General features: G+C 70.4%; 14 protein-coding genes. 2 read left to right on the top strand and 12 right to left on the bottom strand.

Going from position 1 to position 16,373, the window contains the following annotated elements; translation table 11 throughout:
* Positions 1-6: 6 nt before the first annotated feature.
* On the top strand, positions 7-507 hold the full coding sequence (locus ACIHAO_RS16635) for a glycogen operon protein GlgX (RefSeq protein WP_396558626.1): 501 nt from the start codon (positions 7-9) through the stop codon (positions 505-507).
* 10 nt (positions 508-517) lie between these two features.
* Here ACIHAO_RS16635 and ACIHAO_RS16630 read toward each other — a convergent pair whose 3' ends face one another.
* The 12 genes from ACIHAO_RS16630 to ACIHAO_RS16575 form a co-directional block, all read right to left on the bottom strand.
* A complete protein-coding gene (locus ACIHAO_RS16630; protein WP_396558624.1) occupies positions 518-1,246 on the bottom strand; it encodes a VanZ family protein in 729 nt (242 codons plus the stop codon).
* A gap of 124 nt (positions 1,247-1,370) precedes the next feature.
* The gene (locus ACIHAO_RS16625) at positions 1,371-1,976 is read right to left on the bottom strand and encodes a TetR/AcrR family transcriptional regulator (protein ID WP_125787805.1); all 606 of its coding nucleotides are present in this window, start codon (positions 1,974-1,976) and stop codon (positions 1,371-1,373) included.
* 28 nt (positions 1,977-2,004) lie between these two features.
* A complete protein-coding gene (locus ACIHAO_RS16620) occupies positions 2,005-3,078 on the bottom strand; it encodes a hypothetical protein (protein WP_396558622.1) in 1,074 nt (357 codons plus the stop codon).
* Positions 3,075-4,550: an FAD-dependent oxidoreductase gene (locus ACIHAO_RS16615; RefSeq protein ID WP_396558620.1), complete on the bottom strand. Its 1,476-nt coding sequence runs from the start codon at positions 4,548-4,550 to the stop codon at positions 3,075-3,077. Before ACIHAO_RS16615 ends, ACIHAO_RS16620 begins: the two co-directional genes overlap by 4 nt.
* 60 nt (positions 4,551-4,610) lie before the next feature.
* A complete protein-coding gene (gene alr / locus ACIHAO_RS16610; RefSeq protein ID WP_396558618.1) occupies positions 4,611-5,747 on the bottom strand; it encodes an alanine racemase in 1,137 nt (378 codons plus the stop codon).
* Positions 5,744-10,624: an amino acid adenylation domain-containing protein gene (locus ACIHAO_RS16605; protein WP_396558616.1), complete on the bottom strand. Its 4,881-nt coding sequence runs from the start codon at positions 10,622-10,624 to the stop codon at positions 5,744-5,746. Before ACIHAO_RS16605 ends, alr begins: the two co-directional genes overlap by 4 nt.
* A complete protein-coding gene (locus ACIHAO_RS16600; protein ID WP_396558614.1) occupies positions 10,617-11,405 on the bottom strand; it encodes a hypothetical protein in 789 nt (262 codons plus the stop codon). Before ACIHAO_RS16600 ends, ACIHAO_RS16605 begins: the two co-directional genes overlap by 8 nt.
* Positions 11,405-12,529 carry an HAD-IIIC family phosphatase gene (locus ACIHAO_RS16595; RefSeq protein ID WP_396558612.1) on the bottom strand — a complete coding sequence of 375 codons (1,125 nt, stop codon included), beginning with the start codon at positions 12,527-12,529 and terminating at the stop codon, positions 11,405-11,407. Before ACIHAO_RS16595 ends, ACIHAO_RS16600 begins: the two co-directional genes overlap by 1 nt.
* Complete coding sequence (locus ACIHAO_RS16590; RefSeq protein ID WP_396558610.1) at positions 12,520-13,641, bottom strand: acyl-CoA dehydrogenase family protein; 1,122 nt, start codon at positions 13,639-13,641, stop codon at positions 12,520-12,522. Before ACIHAO_RS16590 ends, ACIHAO_RS16595 begins: the two co-directional genes overlap by 10 nt.
* Complete coding sequence (locus tag ACIHAO_RS16585) at positions 13,634-13,921, bottom strand: acyl carrier protein (RefSeq protein WP_396558608.1); 288 nt, start codon at positions 13,919-13,921, stop codon at positions 13,634-13,636. The genes ACIHAO_RS16590 and ACIHAO_RS16585 overlap by 8 nt, the downstream gene beginning before the upstream one ends.
* Positions 13,918-14,781 carry a 3-hydroxyacyl-CoA dehydrogenase family protein gene (locus tag ACIHAO_RS16580; protein ID WP_396558606.1) on the bottom strand — a complete coding sequence of 288 codons (864 nt, stop codon included), beginning with the start codon at positions 14,779-14,781 and terminating at the stop codon, positions 13,918-13,920. Before ACIHAO_RS16580 ends, ACIHAO_RS16585 begins: the two co-directional genes overlap by 4 nt.
* Positions 14,778-16,028 (bottom strand): MFS transporter, encoded by a 1,251-nt coding sequence (locus tag ACIHAO_RS16575; protein WP_396558604.1) that lies wholly within the window; start codon positions 16,026-16,028, stop codon positions 14,778-14,780. The genes ACIHAO_RS16580 and ACIHAO_RS16575 overlap by 4 nt, the downstream gene beginning before the upstream one ends.
* Before the next feature lie 92 nt (positions 16,029-16,120).
* Here ACIHAO_RS16575 and ACIHAO_RS16570 point away from each other — a divergent pair, with 92 nt between their 5' ends.
* Positions 16,121-16,366, top strand: a complete 246-nt coding sequence (locus ACIHAO_RS16570) for a phosphopantetheine-binding protein (protein ID WP_396558602.1) — start codon at positions 16,121-16,123, stop codon at positions 16,364-16,366.
* Positions 16,367-16,373: the final 7 nt, after the last annotated feature.

Below are 16,373 nucleotides of genomic sequence, written 5' to 3'. Positions count from 1 at the left end.
GCCTTCGTGTCCCTCTCCGCCGTCCGGAAGGCGCCGACGATGTCGCTGGACCACCAAGTGCTTCCGATCGAGTCCCGCTCGTCAGTGGAGTCGATCCGCCCCCGGGGCGACGCCTTCTACAGCCGTCTGTTCGGCTGGTCGCTGAAATGGCGTGGCACGCAGCCGTTCCTGGTGCTGGAGAACGGGATCTGCGCGGTGACCCTGCCCAAGATCAACGGCGCCCAGGTCCTCACCCGGCTCGCCGAGACCGGGTGCGAGGGTCCCGCCATGGCGGTGCTGACCCAGCAGGGCCCGCGGGTGGCCATCCTCGCCGAGTCCGACGGGCTGATCCCGCCTCGGATCTCCTTGCCACCGCACGTCGAGGTACTCGCCTGGGGCGCGCTGCTCCCTTTGCCCGCCGACTCCGGCCGCGCCGAAGCCCACGCGGAATGGCTGTCGGCACCGGATCCTCGGCAGCGCTGGCTTCCGAGCCTGGACGCCGTCCTCGCGGGCGTCCGGCCGAGGTAGCGCCCGGGGCTCATGCCGCCACCGATGCCTGAGCCGAGACGAGCAGGGCTCCACCGTCCGATTCGGACAGGGTGATTTCGAGAGTCGCGCCTTCGGCCAACGGTGGAAGGTCGCTCAGGGTCACGCGGCCGATCAGCCGGTGCCCGCGGCGCGCGTTCGCCACACCGGGGCGCCGGACCTCGATCCCCGACCGCTGCCACACGCGAACGCTGCCCGCTGTCGCCGTCCGGCCGCGCCACAGGCTTCCGCACCAGGCCGCGAGCGCGGCGCCCGCCGTATTGCACAGCACGTCGTCCAGCGATCCGACCCGGCCCGCGCCCTGCCAGACCTGAAGACACTCGATCGACACGGACGCCACGAACGCCGACAGGATGACTCGTGGCACCGGCCTCGCCCAGTCGAAGCGCACCGGCAGCAGCACCGCGAACGGCGTCAGCAGAAAGACGTTGCCCGCCAACTGGAACAGGGCGGGGTCCGGGTGATCACCGAAGACGGGCAGGACGTCCGCCAGGAGGTGAAGACTCACCGGGGAACCGCGTCCCGTCGGCGGCGCCGGCACGAAGACGACCAGGAGAACCGCGAAAAGCGAGGCCAGCAAAGCGAAATCCAGCGAGATCACGAACGGGCGACGCCGCTTCCCACGAAGGCGCGCGCCGATTTCGGCGACCCCCGCACCGGCCGCGGCGACGAGCAGCGACCACGGTGCGGCGCCGGAGAATGCCTGCCACCACCATCCCATGCACTCCCCTTTCGCCGATGATCGTCTTCGGCGAGGGTGGCAGGATCGTGAAGGTCAGACAAGAACCCGGGCTATTGTCGGTGAATAACTACCATATGCGTTGATAGTGCACCGGATTGGTTTGTCACGGCCGTGCGGTCAACGCGGGGCCGATCCACCGGCGGACGAGGGCGCGCAACTGCTCGTCGGTGTGAGCCGGCGTGGACGGGTACTGCAGGAACGAGAGGAACAGCCGCATCAGCATTTCGGCGAGCCCCTCGAAGTCCTCGTCGGTCGTGACGCCCACCGCTGCCCAGTCGACGGGCACGTTCCGGAGGATCCGCGCGCCAAGCGAGAAGGACTGCGAAGAAGTGACCGCGACGGTGAAGACGTCGGCCTCGCCCGCCTTCAAGAGCAGTCCCAGGTACGGCTCGTCGGGGACCGCGCGGACGCCGAACACCACGGATTCCACCGCGACCTCGGCGGCGCTGCCGAACGAGGCCAGGTGCCGTTCCATCCGCCCGGCGAACTCCTCGACCCGGTCCAGCGCGACCGCGCTGAGGATGTCGGCGAGGCTCGGGAAGTAGCGGTAGACGGTCTGCCGGGTCACGCCGGCTTCGGCGGCGACGTCGGAGAGGCTGGTCTTGGCGAGACCGACCCGGTCGATGCAGGCCGTCGCCGCGTCGACGATCCGGCGGCGAGCCTCGCGCTCGGTTCCGGGCGGGTTGCCCCGCCATCCGTGGTGCCCCATGCGTCCCATCTTCCCCGAACGGAGAATCTCAGACGGTGGCAGGTGCCCCGCGGCGCACGCGGTACAGCGCGGCCAGCAGCAGACCGGCGGCCACGAAGCAGGCCAGTGTGTACAGACCGTTCCCGACCGGGGTGCCGTCTTCGGTGACGCCGTTCTCCGCGGACAGGTAGCCCGGCAAGGCGCCGAGCCAGAACACGGCCATGCCGCCCACGTAGACGCCGGGATAGAACCGGGTGAAGGCGGTCAACGGCTCGCCGGGACCCCGGTGCCGGACGAAGATCCAGCTGCCCGCGAGCCACAGCAACGCCAGCTCGACGCCGAGCACCCATGCCTGCGCGGTGACGTTTCCGCTGAAGGCGCTCGACGGGAGGCCGGCGATCGCCATGCTCGGCGGAGTGAGGACACCCGCCACGGCGATGCGTGCCGCGAGCGACCACCCGCGTCGCGAACCGCCTGCCAGCCGCACCACCAGATAGGTCATGGCGCCCATCGAAACGGAGGCGAAGAGCAGCATGCTGTTCATGGGGACCGAATCCAGCGCGGGGTGGTTGACGATCCGGTTGTTCCCGTTCCAGGCCCACCACGTCAGCTGCGGGCCGAGGTGATCGAAGACCTCGTAGAACACCTGACAGGCGAAGGCGACCGCCACCGATCCGATCAGCGCGCCCCTGGCACGGAAGATCCCGAGCGAGCGGACGAGTTCGTAGGCGAGCTGGCTGATCATCGGATAGAACGCCACGATGTACAACGGCAGGCGGTCCCACATGAACTGAACGGTGAACCGGTTGTGGGCGAAGATGAATCCGTACTGCCGCTCGAGTCCGAACCACTCGGGGAAGTACAGCGGCGGTTCGATGACGAAGAGGTAGACGAGCGAAGCGCACCACAGTGCCAGGTTGGTCGAATCACCCTGCCGGTGACGGCGAATCGCGTGCACCAGCGCGAACACGGCCCCGCCGAGGACGAGCAGTTCCAGCAGCGGCATCGTCCAGTGGGCCGCCGCCCACGGTGGGCGGATCGACAGCCAGGGGGAAACGTCGTGGCAGTCGAAGCCGAGTCCGCGGGTGACGGCTTCCGCGTCCGGCCCGCATACGGCGTTCATCGGGAGACGGCGGGCTCGATGGCGCCTTCCGGCGAGTAGTCCGTGACCGGCGGCTCGGCCCGGGCGTCGAAGTCGAAGGGAACCCGGTGCCGCCCGAGCGCGGCCCGGATCCGGTAGCGCACGAGCCCCGCGAGCACCCGCGGGTTCGTCATCATGTCCTTCAAGGACTCGTCGAGGTTGAACACCTTCGCGAAGTGCTCGTCGACCACGTCGTCCTCGCGGGCGGCGCCGACGATGAGCCTGAACGCCGGGCCGGACACCGCCGAGAGCAGGCGGCGCTTCCACTCCCCCGCCTTTTCCGTGCCAACGGCGCAGGCGTAACCCTGATCCCTCGCCATCGCCAGGCTCCACGGCACGTTGAGCAGCTTTCGTTGCGCGGCAAGGAAACGTGCGGAGAACTGCAAGTCGAGGCGGCCGGCGCGCGCGAGGTGCTCGCGCAGCAGCAGCGCCGAACCGGCCGCGGAACTGATGCCTTGCGCGTAGAACGGGTTGAACGCGCAGATCGAGTCTCCGACGAACGCGAGGCGTTCCGGCGGGGTGCGGAGCCGGTCGTAACGGCGCCACTTGTTGCCCGTCGACCGGGTCAGATGCACCTCGGACGTCGGCGTGGACCGCTCCATCGCGGCCGCGAACAACGGCGCCCGCACCCGGCGGGCCGACTCGACGAACGCCTCCGTGGTGCGCGGCATCTCGAGCCCCCACGAGCCCATGCACGCGATGACGCGGTTGCCCTCGATCGGGAAGAAGTTCACCAGGAACTCGTGTTCGGCCGGATGCGTGCCCTTGTCGGGGGTCGGCATGATCACCAGATGCCGCCACCACCAGGACGGGGGCCGCTCCTCGGGTGAGGGCAGGTCGTACCAGCGCGAGGTGTAGGTGACCTTGGCGTCGAGGGTCCGCACTTCGGGTTCGGGCCAGCCCGCCGCCGCCAGCCAACCGCTGACCGGGGAACCGCGGCCCATCGCGTCCACCACGAAGTCGGCGTCGACGTGTTCCTCGCCGTCGCGGGTGGAGAACCCGACCCCGGTGACGGCGCCCGCCCGCGTGGCCAATCCGTTCACGGCGACGCCTTCGCGGATCACGACGTTCGGCAAGGCCCGGACCTTGTCGCGCAGCACGCGTTCGATGAGGATCCGCGAGCCGTAGATCATCGTCATCGCGCTGCGTTTCCGTGCCGACCAGCCCTTCCCGTCGAGATAGGCGGCGTCCATGGACGGCATCAGATGCAGTCCCCCGGCGGCGATGAGGTCGTCTTCGAATCCCGGGAACAGCTCGCCGATCGCGCGACGGCCGGAGTTCAGCAGGAAATGCGGATGTTTGCTCTGCGGTACGCCGCGCCGGTGTTCGGCCTCGGCCGGAAGCTCGTCGCGTTCGAGCACCAGTACCTCGTCGAAGTACGGGGCGAGCGCGCCCGCGGTGCAGAGGCCGGCGGCGCTGCCACCGAGGACGACGGCGGTCTTGCCCAGTCGCATGCGGACCAACTCCCAGCGTCATTCATACACATTGACGAAGTGTGTATGAATGTATGAATGTCACCGAGAGCTGTCAAGGAGAGCGACGGCAGGGGAATAGCGCCGGGACAGACCGGGGGCGATCCTCGTGACCGCCTCGTACACGGAGGTCCCCGACCATTGGGCGATCTCCTCCGCGGTGATCTCGGTGTCGCCGTCCCTGCCGAGCAGGATCACCTCGTCGCCGACCCGCACGGTGGTGTCGCCACAGTCCACGATGACGTGACTCATGCCCACGGCCCCGGCGATCGGCCTGCGGTCGCCGTGCACGATCACCCGCCCTCGGTTGCCCGCGAGCCGGGGAAGGCCGTCGCCGAAGCCGACCGGCACCACGGCGAGCGTCGAATCCGTCTCGAGCCGGTAGCGCAAGCCGTAGCCGACGCGTTCGCCCTCCCCCACCCGCTGGGTGGCGACGACGCTGCTGCGCCAGGACATCGCCGGACGGAACCCGGCGAGCCCTGGCACCGACGAACCAGGACGCAGCCCGTACAGCACCGCACCCAGCCGCACCATGGTGAAATGCGTGCCGGCGTCACCAAGGGCGGCGGAACTGTTGGCGGCGTGCACCTGCCGGGGTTCGACACCGGCCGCGCGCAGCCGCTCGACCGTGGCGGCGAACAGCTCCCGCTGAACGCCGAGTTGTGGATCGCCCGGATCGTCCGCGGTGGCGAAATGCGTCCACACCCCCGTCACACGCAGGCCCGAGCTCTCCGCTCGCAGCGCCATCTCGACCGCGTACTCGGGGGCGACGCCGAGCCGGTGCAGCCCGGTATCGATCTTCAGGTGCACGTCCAGCGGCGTGGACCGCGCCGCCGCGGCCAGCCGGGCGACGCCGTCGGAGCTGGCGATGGTCGGCGTCAACCCGGCCTCGATCGCCGCGACCTCCTCCCCCGGCGCCGGCTCGGTGAAGACGAGGATCGGCGTCTCGGGCACGACCGCGCGCAGCGGCAGCGCCTCCTCCAGGAACGCGACACCGAAGCACGCGACCCCGGCGGAATCGAGCGCCTGGCTGACCTCCGCGGCGCCATGTCCGTAGGCGTCGCATTTCACCACGGCCATCACGTCGGCGCCGGACACCAGTTCCTTGGCCGCGGCCAGATTCGAGGTGATCGCGCCGAGGTCGACGTCGACCGCGCTGCGCGGTGGTGGCGAAGTCACAGCTTGCTCCTGAGGTGACGGGCCAGCGCGGCGACGCTCGGACTGGCGAACAGCTGACGCAGCGGGACCTCGACGCCGAGGCTGCGGCGCACCCGGACCACGTATTGGGTCGCCAGCAGCGAATGCCCGACCTCGAAGAAACTCTGGTCGAGACGGGCGGGCGGCCCGCCGAGCACCTCCTCCCACGCCGTGGCGAGGGCGGACTCCACGGGGTCGAGTTCCGCGGGTGACTCGACGGATTCCACCGCGGGGAACTCGACCTGGCGCAACGCGTGTTCGTCCACCTTGCCGTTGGACGTCATCGGGAGGGAATCGGTGATCGCCAGCCGGGCGGGCCGCTGATGGACGGGCAACTGTTCGGCCAGGTACGCGGTCAGCTCGCCGATCGTCGGCGAGCCGCCCGGCGCGGGTACGACGTGCGCGGCCAGCCAGTCGTCTTCGAAGCGCGGGCCCCGGCTGGCGAGCACCGCCGCCTCCCACACGTCGGGGTGACCGGTGAGGACGGCCTCGATCTGGGCGGGTTCGATGCGGTGGCCGCGCAGGTTCAGTTGCCGATCGCGGCGGCCCGCGAGTTCGACGGTGCCGTCCGGCCGGTATCGCGCCAAGTCCCCGGTGCGATGGATCCGGTCTTCGGGGTCCTGTCCGAACATGTTGGCGGGAAACGGATCCCCGCCGGCGTCGTCGAGGTAGCGCAGCGCGAGGTACGGCGACCGCACCACGAGCTCGCCCGGCTCGCCGACACCTGCCTGCAGATCCGCGTCGGTGACCACCAGGAGCTGGGCTTCGCCGGTACCGCGGCCGATCGGCACGTGCGGGCCCGGCGGGCAGGGTGAGGCGACGAAGTGACCGGCGGCCTGCGGGGTCTCCGTCGTGCCGTAGAAGTTCACCGGCACCGCCGAGGGCGCCCAACGTGCCATCGACCGGACCTGGGCCGAGGACAGGGCCTCGCCGCCGAAGAACAGCCACCGCAGCTCCGGCGCCGCCGAGTCGGTCGCGGTGGCGAGCATGGTGCCCAGGGTCGGGGTGAGATGTGCCGAAGTGATCCTGGTCGATCGCAGCCAAGCCGCCAGCTCGGCAGGTTCGCCGCGGATCTCCTCGGGCGGGAAGTGGACTTCGCCGCCCACGACCAGACCGGCGAAGCAGTCCCGCAGGATCGGGTCGTGCCCGAGGCCGGACAGCACCGCGAACCGGTCGGCACCGGACAGCCCGAACCGTTCGGCCTGCCACCTCAGGAAGCGGCACAACGGCGGCTGGGCGCTCAGCACCCCTTTGGGTTCCGCCGTCGTCCCCGAGGTGAACAGCAGGAAGGCGGCGTCCGAGACGCCGGCGGGACCCGCTTCCTCGAGAACCCGCCATGGGTCGTCCACAGTGGACCATCCAGCTTCCGCCGGGCGAATCGCCGTGACCCCGTCGAGTGTCACATCCGACAAGTTCAGCACGGCGGCGGGCCGGAGCCGGCGCATCCGCCGCTCCAGCCACGCCCGCGGGTACGCCGGGTCGAGCAGCGCCGCCACGGCGCCGGCCGTCAAGACCGCCAGCACCGACGCGGGCAGCCACGGCGTCCGGGCACCCAATACCGCCACCGTGTCGCCGCGACCGACCCCGGCGGACCGCAGCGCCTCGGCGGTCGCGGCGGTCCTCTCGACGAGTTCGCGGTACGTCCAGGTCCCGTCCGGGCCGGACAGCGCCACCCTGTCCGAGTGAGACCGGGCGGTCGCGACCACCTGGCTCACCAGACTCGGCACCGGCTCGGCTCGCACCGGCCGCCGCGGGTCGGGCAGCAGGCTCCGCATCCCGTCCGTCACCAGCGAAATCCGGGACAGCGGCCGTCCCACGTCGCCGGTGAGCGCGCGCAGCACCGCGAGGTACTGGTCGGCGATCCCGCGCATCCGCTCCCTGGAAAACAGATCCACGTTGTAGATGAACTGGCACCGGACCCGGTCGCCGTGTTCCCACACGTACAGACCGAGGTCCAGCTTGGCGAACGCCTCGTCACCCTGCTCCCGTCGCCACCGCAGACCACCGCTGTCCCATTCGTCCCGGCGCGGCATGATGTGGTTGAAGAGCACCTGGCACAACGGCGAACGGCTCAGGTCCCGTTCGGGGCGCAGCTCCTCCACCAGCCGTTCGAACGGCAGATCCTGGTGGGCGTAGGCCCCCAAGGTCATCTCCCGCACCCTCGCGAGCAGCTCCTCCACCGTCGGATCGCCCGTCAGGTCCGCCCGCAACGCGAGCTGGTTGACGAAGAACCCGATCGCCGACTCGGTCTCCGGGCGGCTGCGTCCCGCGATGGGGGCGCCCACCAGGAACCGCTCCTGCCCGGAAAGCCTGCCCAGCAGGAGGAAGAAGCCCGCCAGCATGGCCATGAACGGGGTGGTGCCCGCGTCGCGGGCGGTGGCGCGGACCGCGTCGGCCAGCTCGGCCGGGAGGTCCTGCCACAGCACCGCTCCGCGATAGGACTGCACCGGTGGCCGCGGCCGGTCCGTTGGCAGGCTCAGGATCTGCGGACATCCGGCCAGCGCGCGCTTCCAGTAGGCGAGGTGTCCTTCCGCCGCCGGGCCGCTCAGCTGGTCGCGTTGCCAGGCCACGAAATCCCGGTACTGGAAGGCGGGCGGGGCGGGCATCGGGATCGGCTCGCCCGCGTGGTACGCGTAAAGCTCGCTGAGCTCGTCGAGCAGCACGTCCATCGACCAGGCGTCGACGGCGATGTGGTGTGCCGTGATCACCAGCAGGCAGTCGCCTTCGCCGAGGCGCAGCAGCAACGCGCGCACCGGCAGGTCGGCGCCCAGGTCGAAGGGCACGCTCGTCTCCCGCGTGACCGCTTGCGCCGCCGCGTCGGGATCCGGCGGCCGGATGACCCGTAGCCGGGCCTCCCGGCCGTCGACCACGCGCTGGCTCGGCTTGCCGTCCTCGCTGCCGAACACGGTGCGAAGCGCGTCGTGGCGGGCGACGAGTGCACCGAAAGCGTCGGCGAGCGCCGTCTCGGACACCGTGCCGGACAGCCGGATGATCGACGGCACGTTGTACAGGCCGGTGCCCGGCTGGAGTTGTTCGAGGAACCACAACCGTTGCTGGCCGGGGGAAAGCGGCGCCGGGCCGGTGGTGCCCGCGGTGGCCGTGATGGGCGGCGCGCCTGCCGTGGTGCGCCCGAGCAGGTCCCGGATCACCGGTTCCAGCGCCGCCGGGGTGCGATGATCGAAGACCGCGCGCAGGGGCAGTTCCACACCGAAGTCCCGGTTGAGCCTGCCGACGAGCCGGGTCGCGGACAGCGAGTGCCCGCCGATCGCGAAGAAGTCCGCGTCCGCCCCGAGTTTCGCGCTGTCCTGGCCGAGCACCTCAGCCCAGACGGCGGTGATCTTCCGCCCCAGTGGTGATTCGGCCGGACCGCTCCGTCCGCCGGACAGACCGGCCCAGTCCACCGGTGGCAAGGCCTTGCGGTCGAGTTTGCCGTGCGCGGTGACGGGCAGCTCGCCGACGACCACGACGGCCATCGGCACCGTGTGCTCGGGAAGCGATTCCGCGACGAAGGCGCGCAACGACGAGCCGTCGGGCGCGGGCTCGCCGTCGGCGGCGGTCACGTAGCCGACGAGCCGTTGATCGCCGGGGGTGTCCTCACGCAGTACGGCGGCCGCCTGCCCCACCGAGTCGTGCGCCAGCAGCGCCGCCTCGATCTCGCCGAGCTCGACCCGGAAGCCGCGCACCTTCACCTGGTCGTCCGACCGCCCGAGGTACTCCAGCGCGCCGTCGGGACGTTCCCGGACGAGGTCGCCGGTCTGGTACATCCGCTCGCCCGGCGCGCCGAACGGGCACGGGACGAACCTGTCGGCCGTCAATCCCGGTTTGCCGTGATATCCCCACGCCAGCTGGGCGCCCGCGATGTACAGCTCGCCGATCGCGCCGGATTCGACCGGCTTCCGTGCCGGGTCGAGCACGTACAGGCGGGTGTCGCGCACCGGCTCGCCCATGGCGACGATCTCGGCGTCCTCGACCGGATCGAAGCGCCGGTGCGACACCTCCACGGCGGCTTCGGTGGGCCCGTACAGGTTGTGCAGCTCGGATCGCGGCAGCAGCTCCGTGAACCGGCGCGCCACCGCGGACGGCAGGGCCTCACCACTGCAGAGGACACGGCGGAGAGACGTGCAGCCGGGCGCGGCGGGATCGCTCAGGAACATCGTCAGCATCGACGGCACGAAATGGGCCGTCGTCACCTCTTCGGTCCGGATGAGCCGGGCCAGATAGGCCGGATCGCGGTGCCCGCCCGGTTTGGCGACCACCAGCCGGGCCCCGGCCAGCAGCGGCCAGAAGAACTCCCACACCGAGATGTCGAACGACGCGGGTGTCTTCTGCAGCACGCTGTCGCCCGGCCCGAGCGGATACCGGTCCTGCCCCCACAGCAGCCGGTTCACGATGGCCGAATGCGGGACGACGACGCCCTTGGGGCGGCCGGTGGAGCCCGAGGTGTAGATGACGTATGCCGGGTCGCTCGCGTGCGGTGGCCGGATCGGCTCGCCGCCGTCCGGGTCGTCCGCGTCGGCGAGCCCGCCGACCTCGTTCGCCGTCAGCACCGCGTCGGGTGCGGAATCCCCGAGCAGATAAGCGATGCGCTCCGCCGGGTAATCGGGGTCGACCGGGACGTAGGCCGCCCCGGATTTGGCGACCGCGTGGATCGCGATCACCAGTTCGAGCGACCGAGGGATGGTGAGGGCCACTGTGGACCCCGGCCCGATCCCCCTGCCCGCGAGCGCTCGCGCCACCCGCCGGGCACGTGTGTCGAACTCGTGGTAGGTCAGGACCTCACCTTCGAAGACCACCGCGGTGGCGTGCGGCGTCCGCGCGACCTGCTCGTCGATCAAGGAGGCGAGGGTGGCGTCAGACATGGCTCGCCTCCGCCTCGATCATCTCGAACACCAGCTCGCGCACGGCGTCCGCGCCCGGGAGCTGTTCGGCAGGCAGCGCGAGCCGCCGGACCGAAAGCGGATCGACCAGCCCGGCGGGGATCTCGCGGTCCTGCGACATCAGACAGCGCACCGTGACCGCGTCCCCGGCAGGCGTGTGATGTGCGGTGGCGAGCAGGAATCCGAGCCAGGCCCGGTATCTGGCGACCAGTTCGGTGGTGATGGCGTCCGCGTCCTCGGCGTCCATGTCGTTGTCGGCGGCGAACGCGGTCGCGTCGATGGCCAGCTGCGACGTCATGGCGCCCAGCGCGGTCCCGGGATCGCCATGGCAGTCGACGTCGGCCGCCGGCGGTTCGGTGCGGCCGAAGGCCCGCCGCCGATCATCGAACGACTGGGCGACACTCGCGGGCGTCGGCCGGAGCGGGTCCAGCAGGACCACGAGCGGGGCCCGGTCACCGACCGCGGCCAGCTCTTCCGCGAGTGCGAGTGCCAGCGTCGCGGCGGTGCAGTATCCGACCACCGCGATCGGCGCGAGCCCGGCCGCCCGCTCGGCGTAACCGCGCGCCATCTCGGGCAGCGACACGTATCCGGACGCGGCGGTCAGGTCACCGAGCGGGTCGATCCGGTGCAGCGCGTAGCCCCTGGTTTCTTTGGCCAGCAACGCATCGAGGTCACGCCCGAGCTCGATCCCGGTGAAACTGACCGAGAGCACGTTCGCCCGTGCGCCTCCGGCCACTCGTTCGATCGACGACCGCACGCTCATCACGATCCCTCCCCCACTCGGATGCCCGGCGACGGTTCCCAGCCGACCGGCACACTGGCGGCGACGGCCAGCGGCGGCGCGAGGACCCGCATCGTGGGCGGTGGCTGCTGCCGCGAAGGCACCAGGTGAAACACCACGGCCGCGTCGTCCTCCGGTCGCAGGTCCGCGTGGCACGGGCAACCGTCCTCGGCGAAGCCCGCGAACCGGTAGGCGATCTCCATCATGCGATTGCGGTCCGTGGCACGGAAATCCGCGACGAGGTGCACGCCGGCGGCGGCGGTCTGGTCGGCGAGCCAGCGCAGGATCACTGCGCCGACACCGAAGGACACGACCCGGCACGAAGTCGCCAGCAATTTGAGCCGCCACACGCGTTCGGACTTCTCCAGCAGGAGCACGCCGATCGCGCCGTGTGAGCCGAAGCGATCCGTAAGCGTCGCGACGAGCACTTCGTGACCGGGGTCGCCGGCCAGCCCGCGCAGGACCTCGTCCGGATAGTGCACGCCCGTGGCGTTCATCTGGCTCGTGCGCAGGGTCAGCTCCGCCACTCGCGTCAGTTCCCGCTCCCCGGCCCGGTCGATACGCAGCACCATGTCCAGGGAGCGCAGGAACTGCTCGTCCGGGCCCTGGAAGGCGGCCCGCCCGGCATTGCGCTGCGCGTTCGCCTGGTACATCCGCCGCCGCTGCCGCGAATCCGCGGTCACCGACACCGGCGTGAACTCGGGCCGGTCGAGGAGCGATTCGGCCTCCTCCGCCGCGTACAGCCGGACGTCGGGCAGGTGGAAGTGCACCTCGGCCCGTTCGGTGGGCTGATCGTCGATGAACGCCAACGTCTTGTGGGCGAAACCGAGTTCGTCCGCGATCGCCCGTACCGAGTCGGATTTGCGCCCCCAGCCGATCTTCGGCGCCACGAAGTACTCCGCGATGCCCAGCTCCTCCAGCCGGGGCCAGGCGTGCTCGTGATCGTTGCGGCTGGCGATGGAGTTCAGGATGCCCCTGGCGTCCAGCTCGACGATGACGTCACGGATCTCGCCGGACAGCCGGATCTCCCCCGCTTCGAGGAGAATTCCTTGCCACAGCGTCTGATCGAGGTCCCAGACCAGGCACTTCACCGTGCTCACGCCCATGCCGTCACCGCCTGCTCGGCCAGGATGAGTTCACAGATCTCATTGCTTCCTTCGATGATTTCCATCAGCTTCGCGTCGCGGTACGCCCTGGCGACCACCGAGCCGTCCCGCGCTCCGGCCGAGGCCAGCACCTGCGTGGCCCGCGCCGCGCCGTCGGCGGCACGGCGCGCGGCCACGTGCTTGGCGAGCACCGCGGACGGGACCAGGTCCGGGGTGCGGTCGTCCCAATGTCCGCTGGCCTGACGGCAGATCAGGGTCGCCACCTGTTCGTCCACCATGAGTTCGGCCAGGTGGCGGGCGACGAGCTGATGTCCGGCGAGCGGTTTGCCGAACTGACGTCTGGTCCGGGCGTGCCCGCACGCGGCGGTGAGGCACGCCCGCAGGATGCCCACGCAGCCCCACGCGACCGAGAGCCTGCCGTAGGTCAGCGCCGAGGTGACCAGCATCCCCAGCGGCTGCCCCGCCCCGCCGAGTACGTTGCGGCCCGGCAGCCGGACGGAATCCAGCCGGATGTCGGCGTGGCCGGCGGCCCGGCAGCCCAGCGGGTCGGGCCGCCGCTCGATCCGCACACCGGGCACGTGGGACGGCACGATCACCGCGGCGGCGCCGTCGGCGTACCGGCCGAAGACCAGGATGAAGTCCGCGTACACCGCGGCAGTGGTCCAGACCTTCTCGCCCTCGACGATCACGTTGTCGCCGTCCGGGCGGATCCGGGTGGCCATCGCGGAGAGATCGCTGCCCGCGTCCGGCTCACTGAACGCCACACAGGCCACAGCGCCCGACGTCAGCCGCGGCAACCATTCGGCTCGCTGCGCGTCATCGCCCAGTCGCGTGACGCACCACGCCGCGATGCCTTGGGAGGTCATGACACTGCGCAGGGACGAACACCGGCTGCCGACCTCCGCCGTGAGCTCGCCGCAGCGCAGGCTGTCCATGCCCAGTCCGCCGTACGCCTCGGGCACCTGCGGGCAGAGGACGCCCTCGGCTCCCATCCGGAGCAGCACGTCGGCGGGGAGCTTCCCCGCGACGTCCCAGTCTCCCGCCGAATCCCCGACGAGGGTGGCGGTCAGCTCTCGGGCGGCCGTCCACCGCCCGTCCACCGCTTCAGTCATCGCGTGCCCCACCGAGCCGCACCAGCAAGGCGACCATCGAGTCGACCGAACGGAAGTTGTCCAGCCGCAGATCGTCACCGGCGACCATCACGCCGAACTCCCGTTCCAGGTGGACGACCAGTTGCAACGCGAACAGCGACGAGACCAGTCCTGCCGAGAACAGGTCCTGCGCCGGGTCGACGGTGGTCTTCGTACTCGCTTCGAGGAATTCGGTCAGGCTCCGCCGCGCCTGGTCGGCGGGCAGCGTGCCGGGTGTCTGAGGGTCGATGGCGTGGCTCACGGTGTGCTCCGATACTCGAAGAATCCCGACCCCGTCTTGCGGCCGAGGTGACCTGCCCGCACCTTGTCGAGCAAGAGAGGACTCGGCCGGTAGCCGGGGTCGTCGGTGCGCGACGCCAGCACGGTGAGCGAGTCCACGACGTTGTCCAGCCCGATCAGATCGGCGGTGGCCAGCGGACCGGTGGTGTGGCCGAGACAGCCGGTGAACAACGCGTCGACCGCCTCTGGCGTGGCTTTGCCCTCGTCCACCACCTTGGCGGCCTCGTTGATCATCCGCTGCAGGATCCGGTTGATCACGAACCCCGGCCCGTCCGCCACCACCACGTACTCGCGGCCGAGCGCGGTCAGGAACGCGCCCACCGCGGCGAGCGCGGCCTCGCCGGTACGCCGCCCGCGCACGACCTCCACGGTGCGGATGAGGTACGGCGGGTTCATGAAATGCGCGCCGACGAGATCCTCGGGTCTGCCGACGGAGCCGGCGAGTTCGTCGACGGGGATGGCCGAGGTGTTGGTGATCAGCAACGTGCCCGGCCGCACCGCCTCGGAGGCCGCGGCGAGCACCTGCGCCTTCGGCTCGACGCGTTCGGTGACCGCCTCCACGACCACCGTCACGTGGTCCAGACCCGCCACCGAGGTCGCCGTCTCGATCGCCCCCGCGGTGATGTCGCGCGGCAACGCGCCCATGAGCTGGGCGAGGCGCAGCTGTTCCGGGACGGTCGCGAGGGCGCCGGCCAGCTGATCGGGGTCGGTGTCCACGAGCAGCACCGGATGGCCGCGGCCCGCGGCGAGAGTGGCGATTCCCCGGCCCATCACCCCGGCGCCGAGGATGGCGACGCGTCCGGCGTCGGTTGTGTCGGTCATGATTCGCGAGCCTCCGTGAGATCGGTGTGCCGTAACGGCGAGAACCAGGCGACGGCCGGCGCGATCGCCAGCCCGACGCAGCCGATCGCGATCCCCGCGTACAGGCCGAAAACGCTCGTCGACACGCCGCCCATCAAGGCGCCCAGCGGGCGAAGACCGCTGCCGACCCAGCGGTGCGCGGCGGTGATCCGCGAACGCAGGGCCTCCGGGGATTCGTTCTGCCGCAAGGTCCGCGAGGTGACGTTGTAACAGACGGTGGAGAAGATCGCGAGACACTGCGCGGCGCAGGTCAGCACCTGGCCGGCGAGCCCGGGGTTCAGCAGCAAGACCACCGCTTCGCACGGCCCGCCGAAGAAAACCGCGACCAGCAACAGCTTTCCGGTGCCCAACGTCGAATGCAGTCGTTTCACCAGCAGTGAGCCCAGAATGCCGCCGAGTCCGGCGATGCCCATGACGAGGCCGTACACCGCGGGAGACCAGTGCAGCGAACCGACCAGGTACACCACCAGGACGGCCTGGATCCAGAAAATGAAGAAGTTGTCGACCGAGTTGACGATCATCAGGGTGCGCAGGACCGCGTTGCGCCCGACGAACCGCAGCCCCACGGCGATGTCCTTGCGCAGGGTGGTGCGTTCCACGGGGCCGTCCGGCCGTTGCTCCCGTGAGCTGATCCGGTTCAGCGTGAACGCGCTGTAGAAACTCGCCAGCACGCCGAGGCCGAGCGTCACCGGCGCGCCGAGCCTGCCGACGAGGAACCCGGCGATCATCGGACCCGTCGTCGTGGCTGCGGAATCGGCCAGCGACAGCTTGGCGTTGGCGTCGATCAGCTGCGCGTTCGTGACCAGATGCGGGGTCAGCGACAGGTGCGCCACCTGCGACACGATCCCGAAACTCGTCGACGCGAACCCGGCGACGCACAACGTCGGGATCGACAACGCGCCGCTCCACCACAGCAACGGCACCATCAGTATCGCGACGCCCTGGCCGACGTCCGCCCACATCATGATCCTGCGTTTGTCGACCCGGTCCACGACGGCGCCGATCGGCAGGGTCAGCAGAAGCGCGGGGAGCATCGAGGAAGCGGACACGATCGACGCGGCGAGGCCGTTCGCGTGCAAGGTGACCACGGCGACCAGGCCCATCGCGACCGGAACGACGGCCGTGCCCATCATCGCCACGGCCTGCCCGGCGAAATACGTCCGGAAATTCCGCTGCCGCAACAGGGAAATCTCTTGCGCTACCGTCACACCGGTCCTTTCACCCATGGAATCCCCGCCCCGTCATGGCCTAAAGTCGGGCCGAGACAGGTTTTCCCACGCCGACCGGAAGCGGTGAGCGCATGTCCCACGGAGAACACGCACCGGATCTCGACCAGCTCGTGATCGGCATCTGGCGTGATGTCCTCAGTGGACCGGTCGGCCCCGACGACGATTTCTTCGCGCTCGGCGGCGATTCCATCAAGGCGGGCCAGATCGTGGCGCGGCTGCGCAAACACGCGCGGGCCGGCCTGTCGCTCGCCGAGTTCCTCGCCGAGGTGAGCACTCCGCGCGAGCTGGCCGCTTTGGTACGCGCCAAGGCCGTCTGAGCCTGCC

The organism is Amycolatopsis sp. NPDC052450 (assembly GCF_044547565.1).
Lineage (GTDB): Bacteria > Actinomycetota > Actinomycetes > Mycobacteriales > Pseudonocardiaceae > Amycolatopsis.
Note: the sequence above shows the minus strand (reverse complement) of the source record. Positions and strands in the feature narration are given on the sequence as shown.

Excerpts from the sequence above, each read along its gene's own strand:
- ACIHAO_RS16615 (WP_396558620.1), bottom strand. The coding sequence starts at position 4,550 with ATGCGACTGGGCAAGACCGCCGTCGTCCTCGGTGGCAGCGCCGCCGGC.
- ACIHAO_RS16600 (WP_396558614.1), bottom strand. The coding sequence starts at position 11,405 with ATGAGCGTGCGGTCGTCGATCGAACGAGTGGCCGGAGGCGCACGGGCG.
- ACIHAO_RS16625 (WP_125787805.1), bottom strand. The coding sequence starts at position 1,976 with ATGGGGCACCACGGATGGCGGGGCAACCCGCCCGGAACCGAGCGCGAG.
- ACIHAO_RS16570 (WP_396558602.1), top strand. The coding sequence starts at position 16,121 with ATGTCCCACGGAGAACACGCACCGGATCTCGACCAGCTCGTGATCGGC.
- ACIHAO_RS16620 (WP_396558622.1), bottom strand. The coding sequence starts at position 3,078 with ATGAACGCCGTATGCGGGCCGGACGCGGAAGCCGTCACCCGCGGACTC.
- ACIHAO_RS16595 (WP_396558612.1), bottom strand. The coding sequence starts at position 12,529 with ATGGGCGTGAGCACGGTGAAGTGCCTGGTCTGGGACCTCGATCAGACG.
- ACIHAO_RS16580 (WP_396558606.1), bottom strand. The coding sequence starts at position 14,781 with ATGACCGACACAACCGACGCCGGACGCGTCGCCATCCTCGGCGCCGGG.
- ACIHAO_RS16630 (WP_396558624.1), bottom strand. The coding sequence starts at position 1,246 with ATGGGATGGTGGTGGCAGGCATTCTCCGGCGCCGCACCGTGGTCGCTG.
- ACIHAO_RS16590 (WP_396558610.1), bottom strand. The coding sequence starts at position 13,641 with ATGACTGAAGCGGTGGACGGGCGGTGGACGGCCGCCCGAGAGCTGACC.
- ACIHAO_RS16605 (WP_396558616.1), bottom strand. The coding sequence starts at position 10,624 with ATGTCTGACGCCACCCTCGCCTCCTTGATCGACGAGCAGGTCGCGCGG.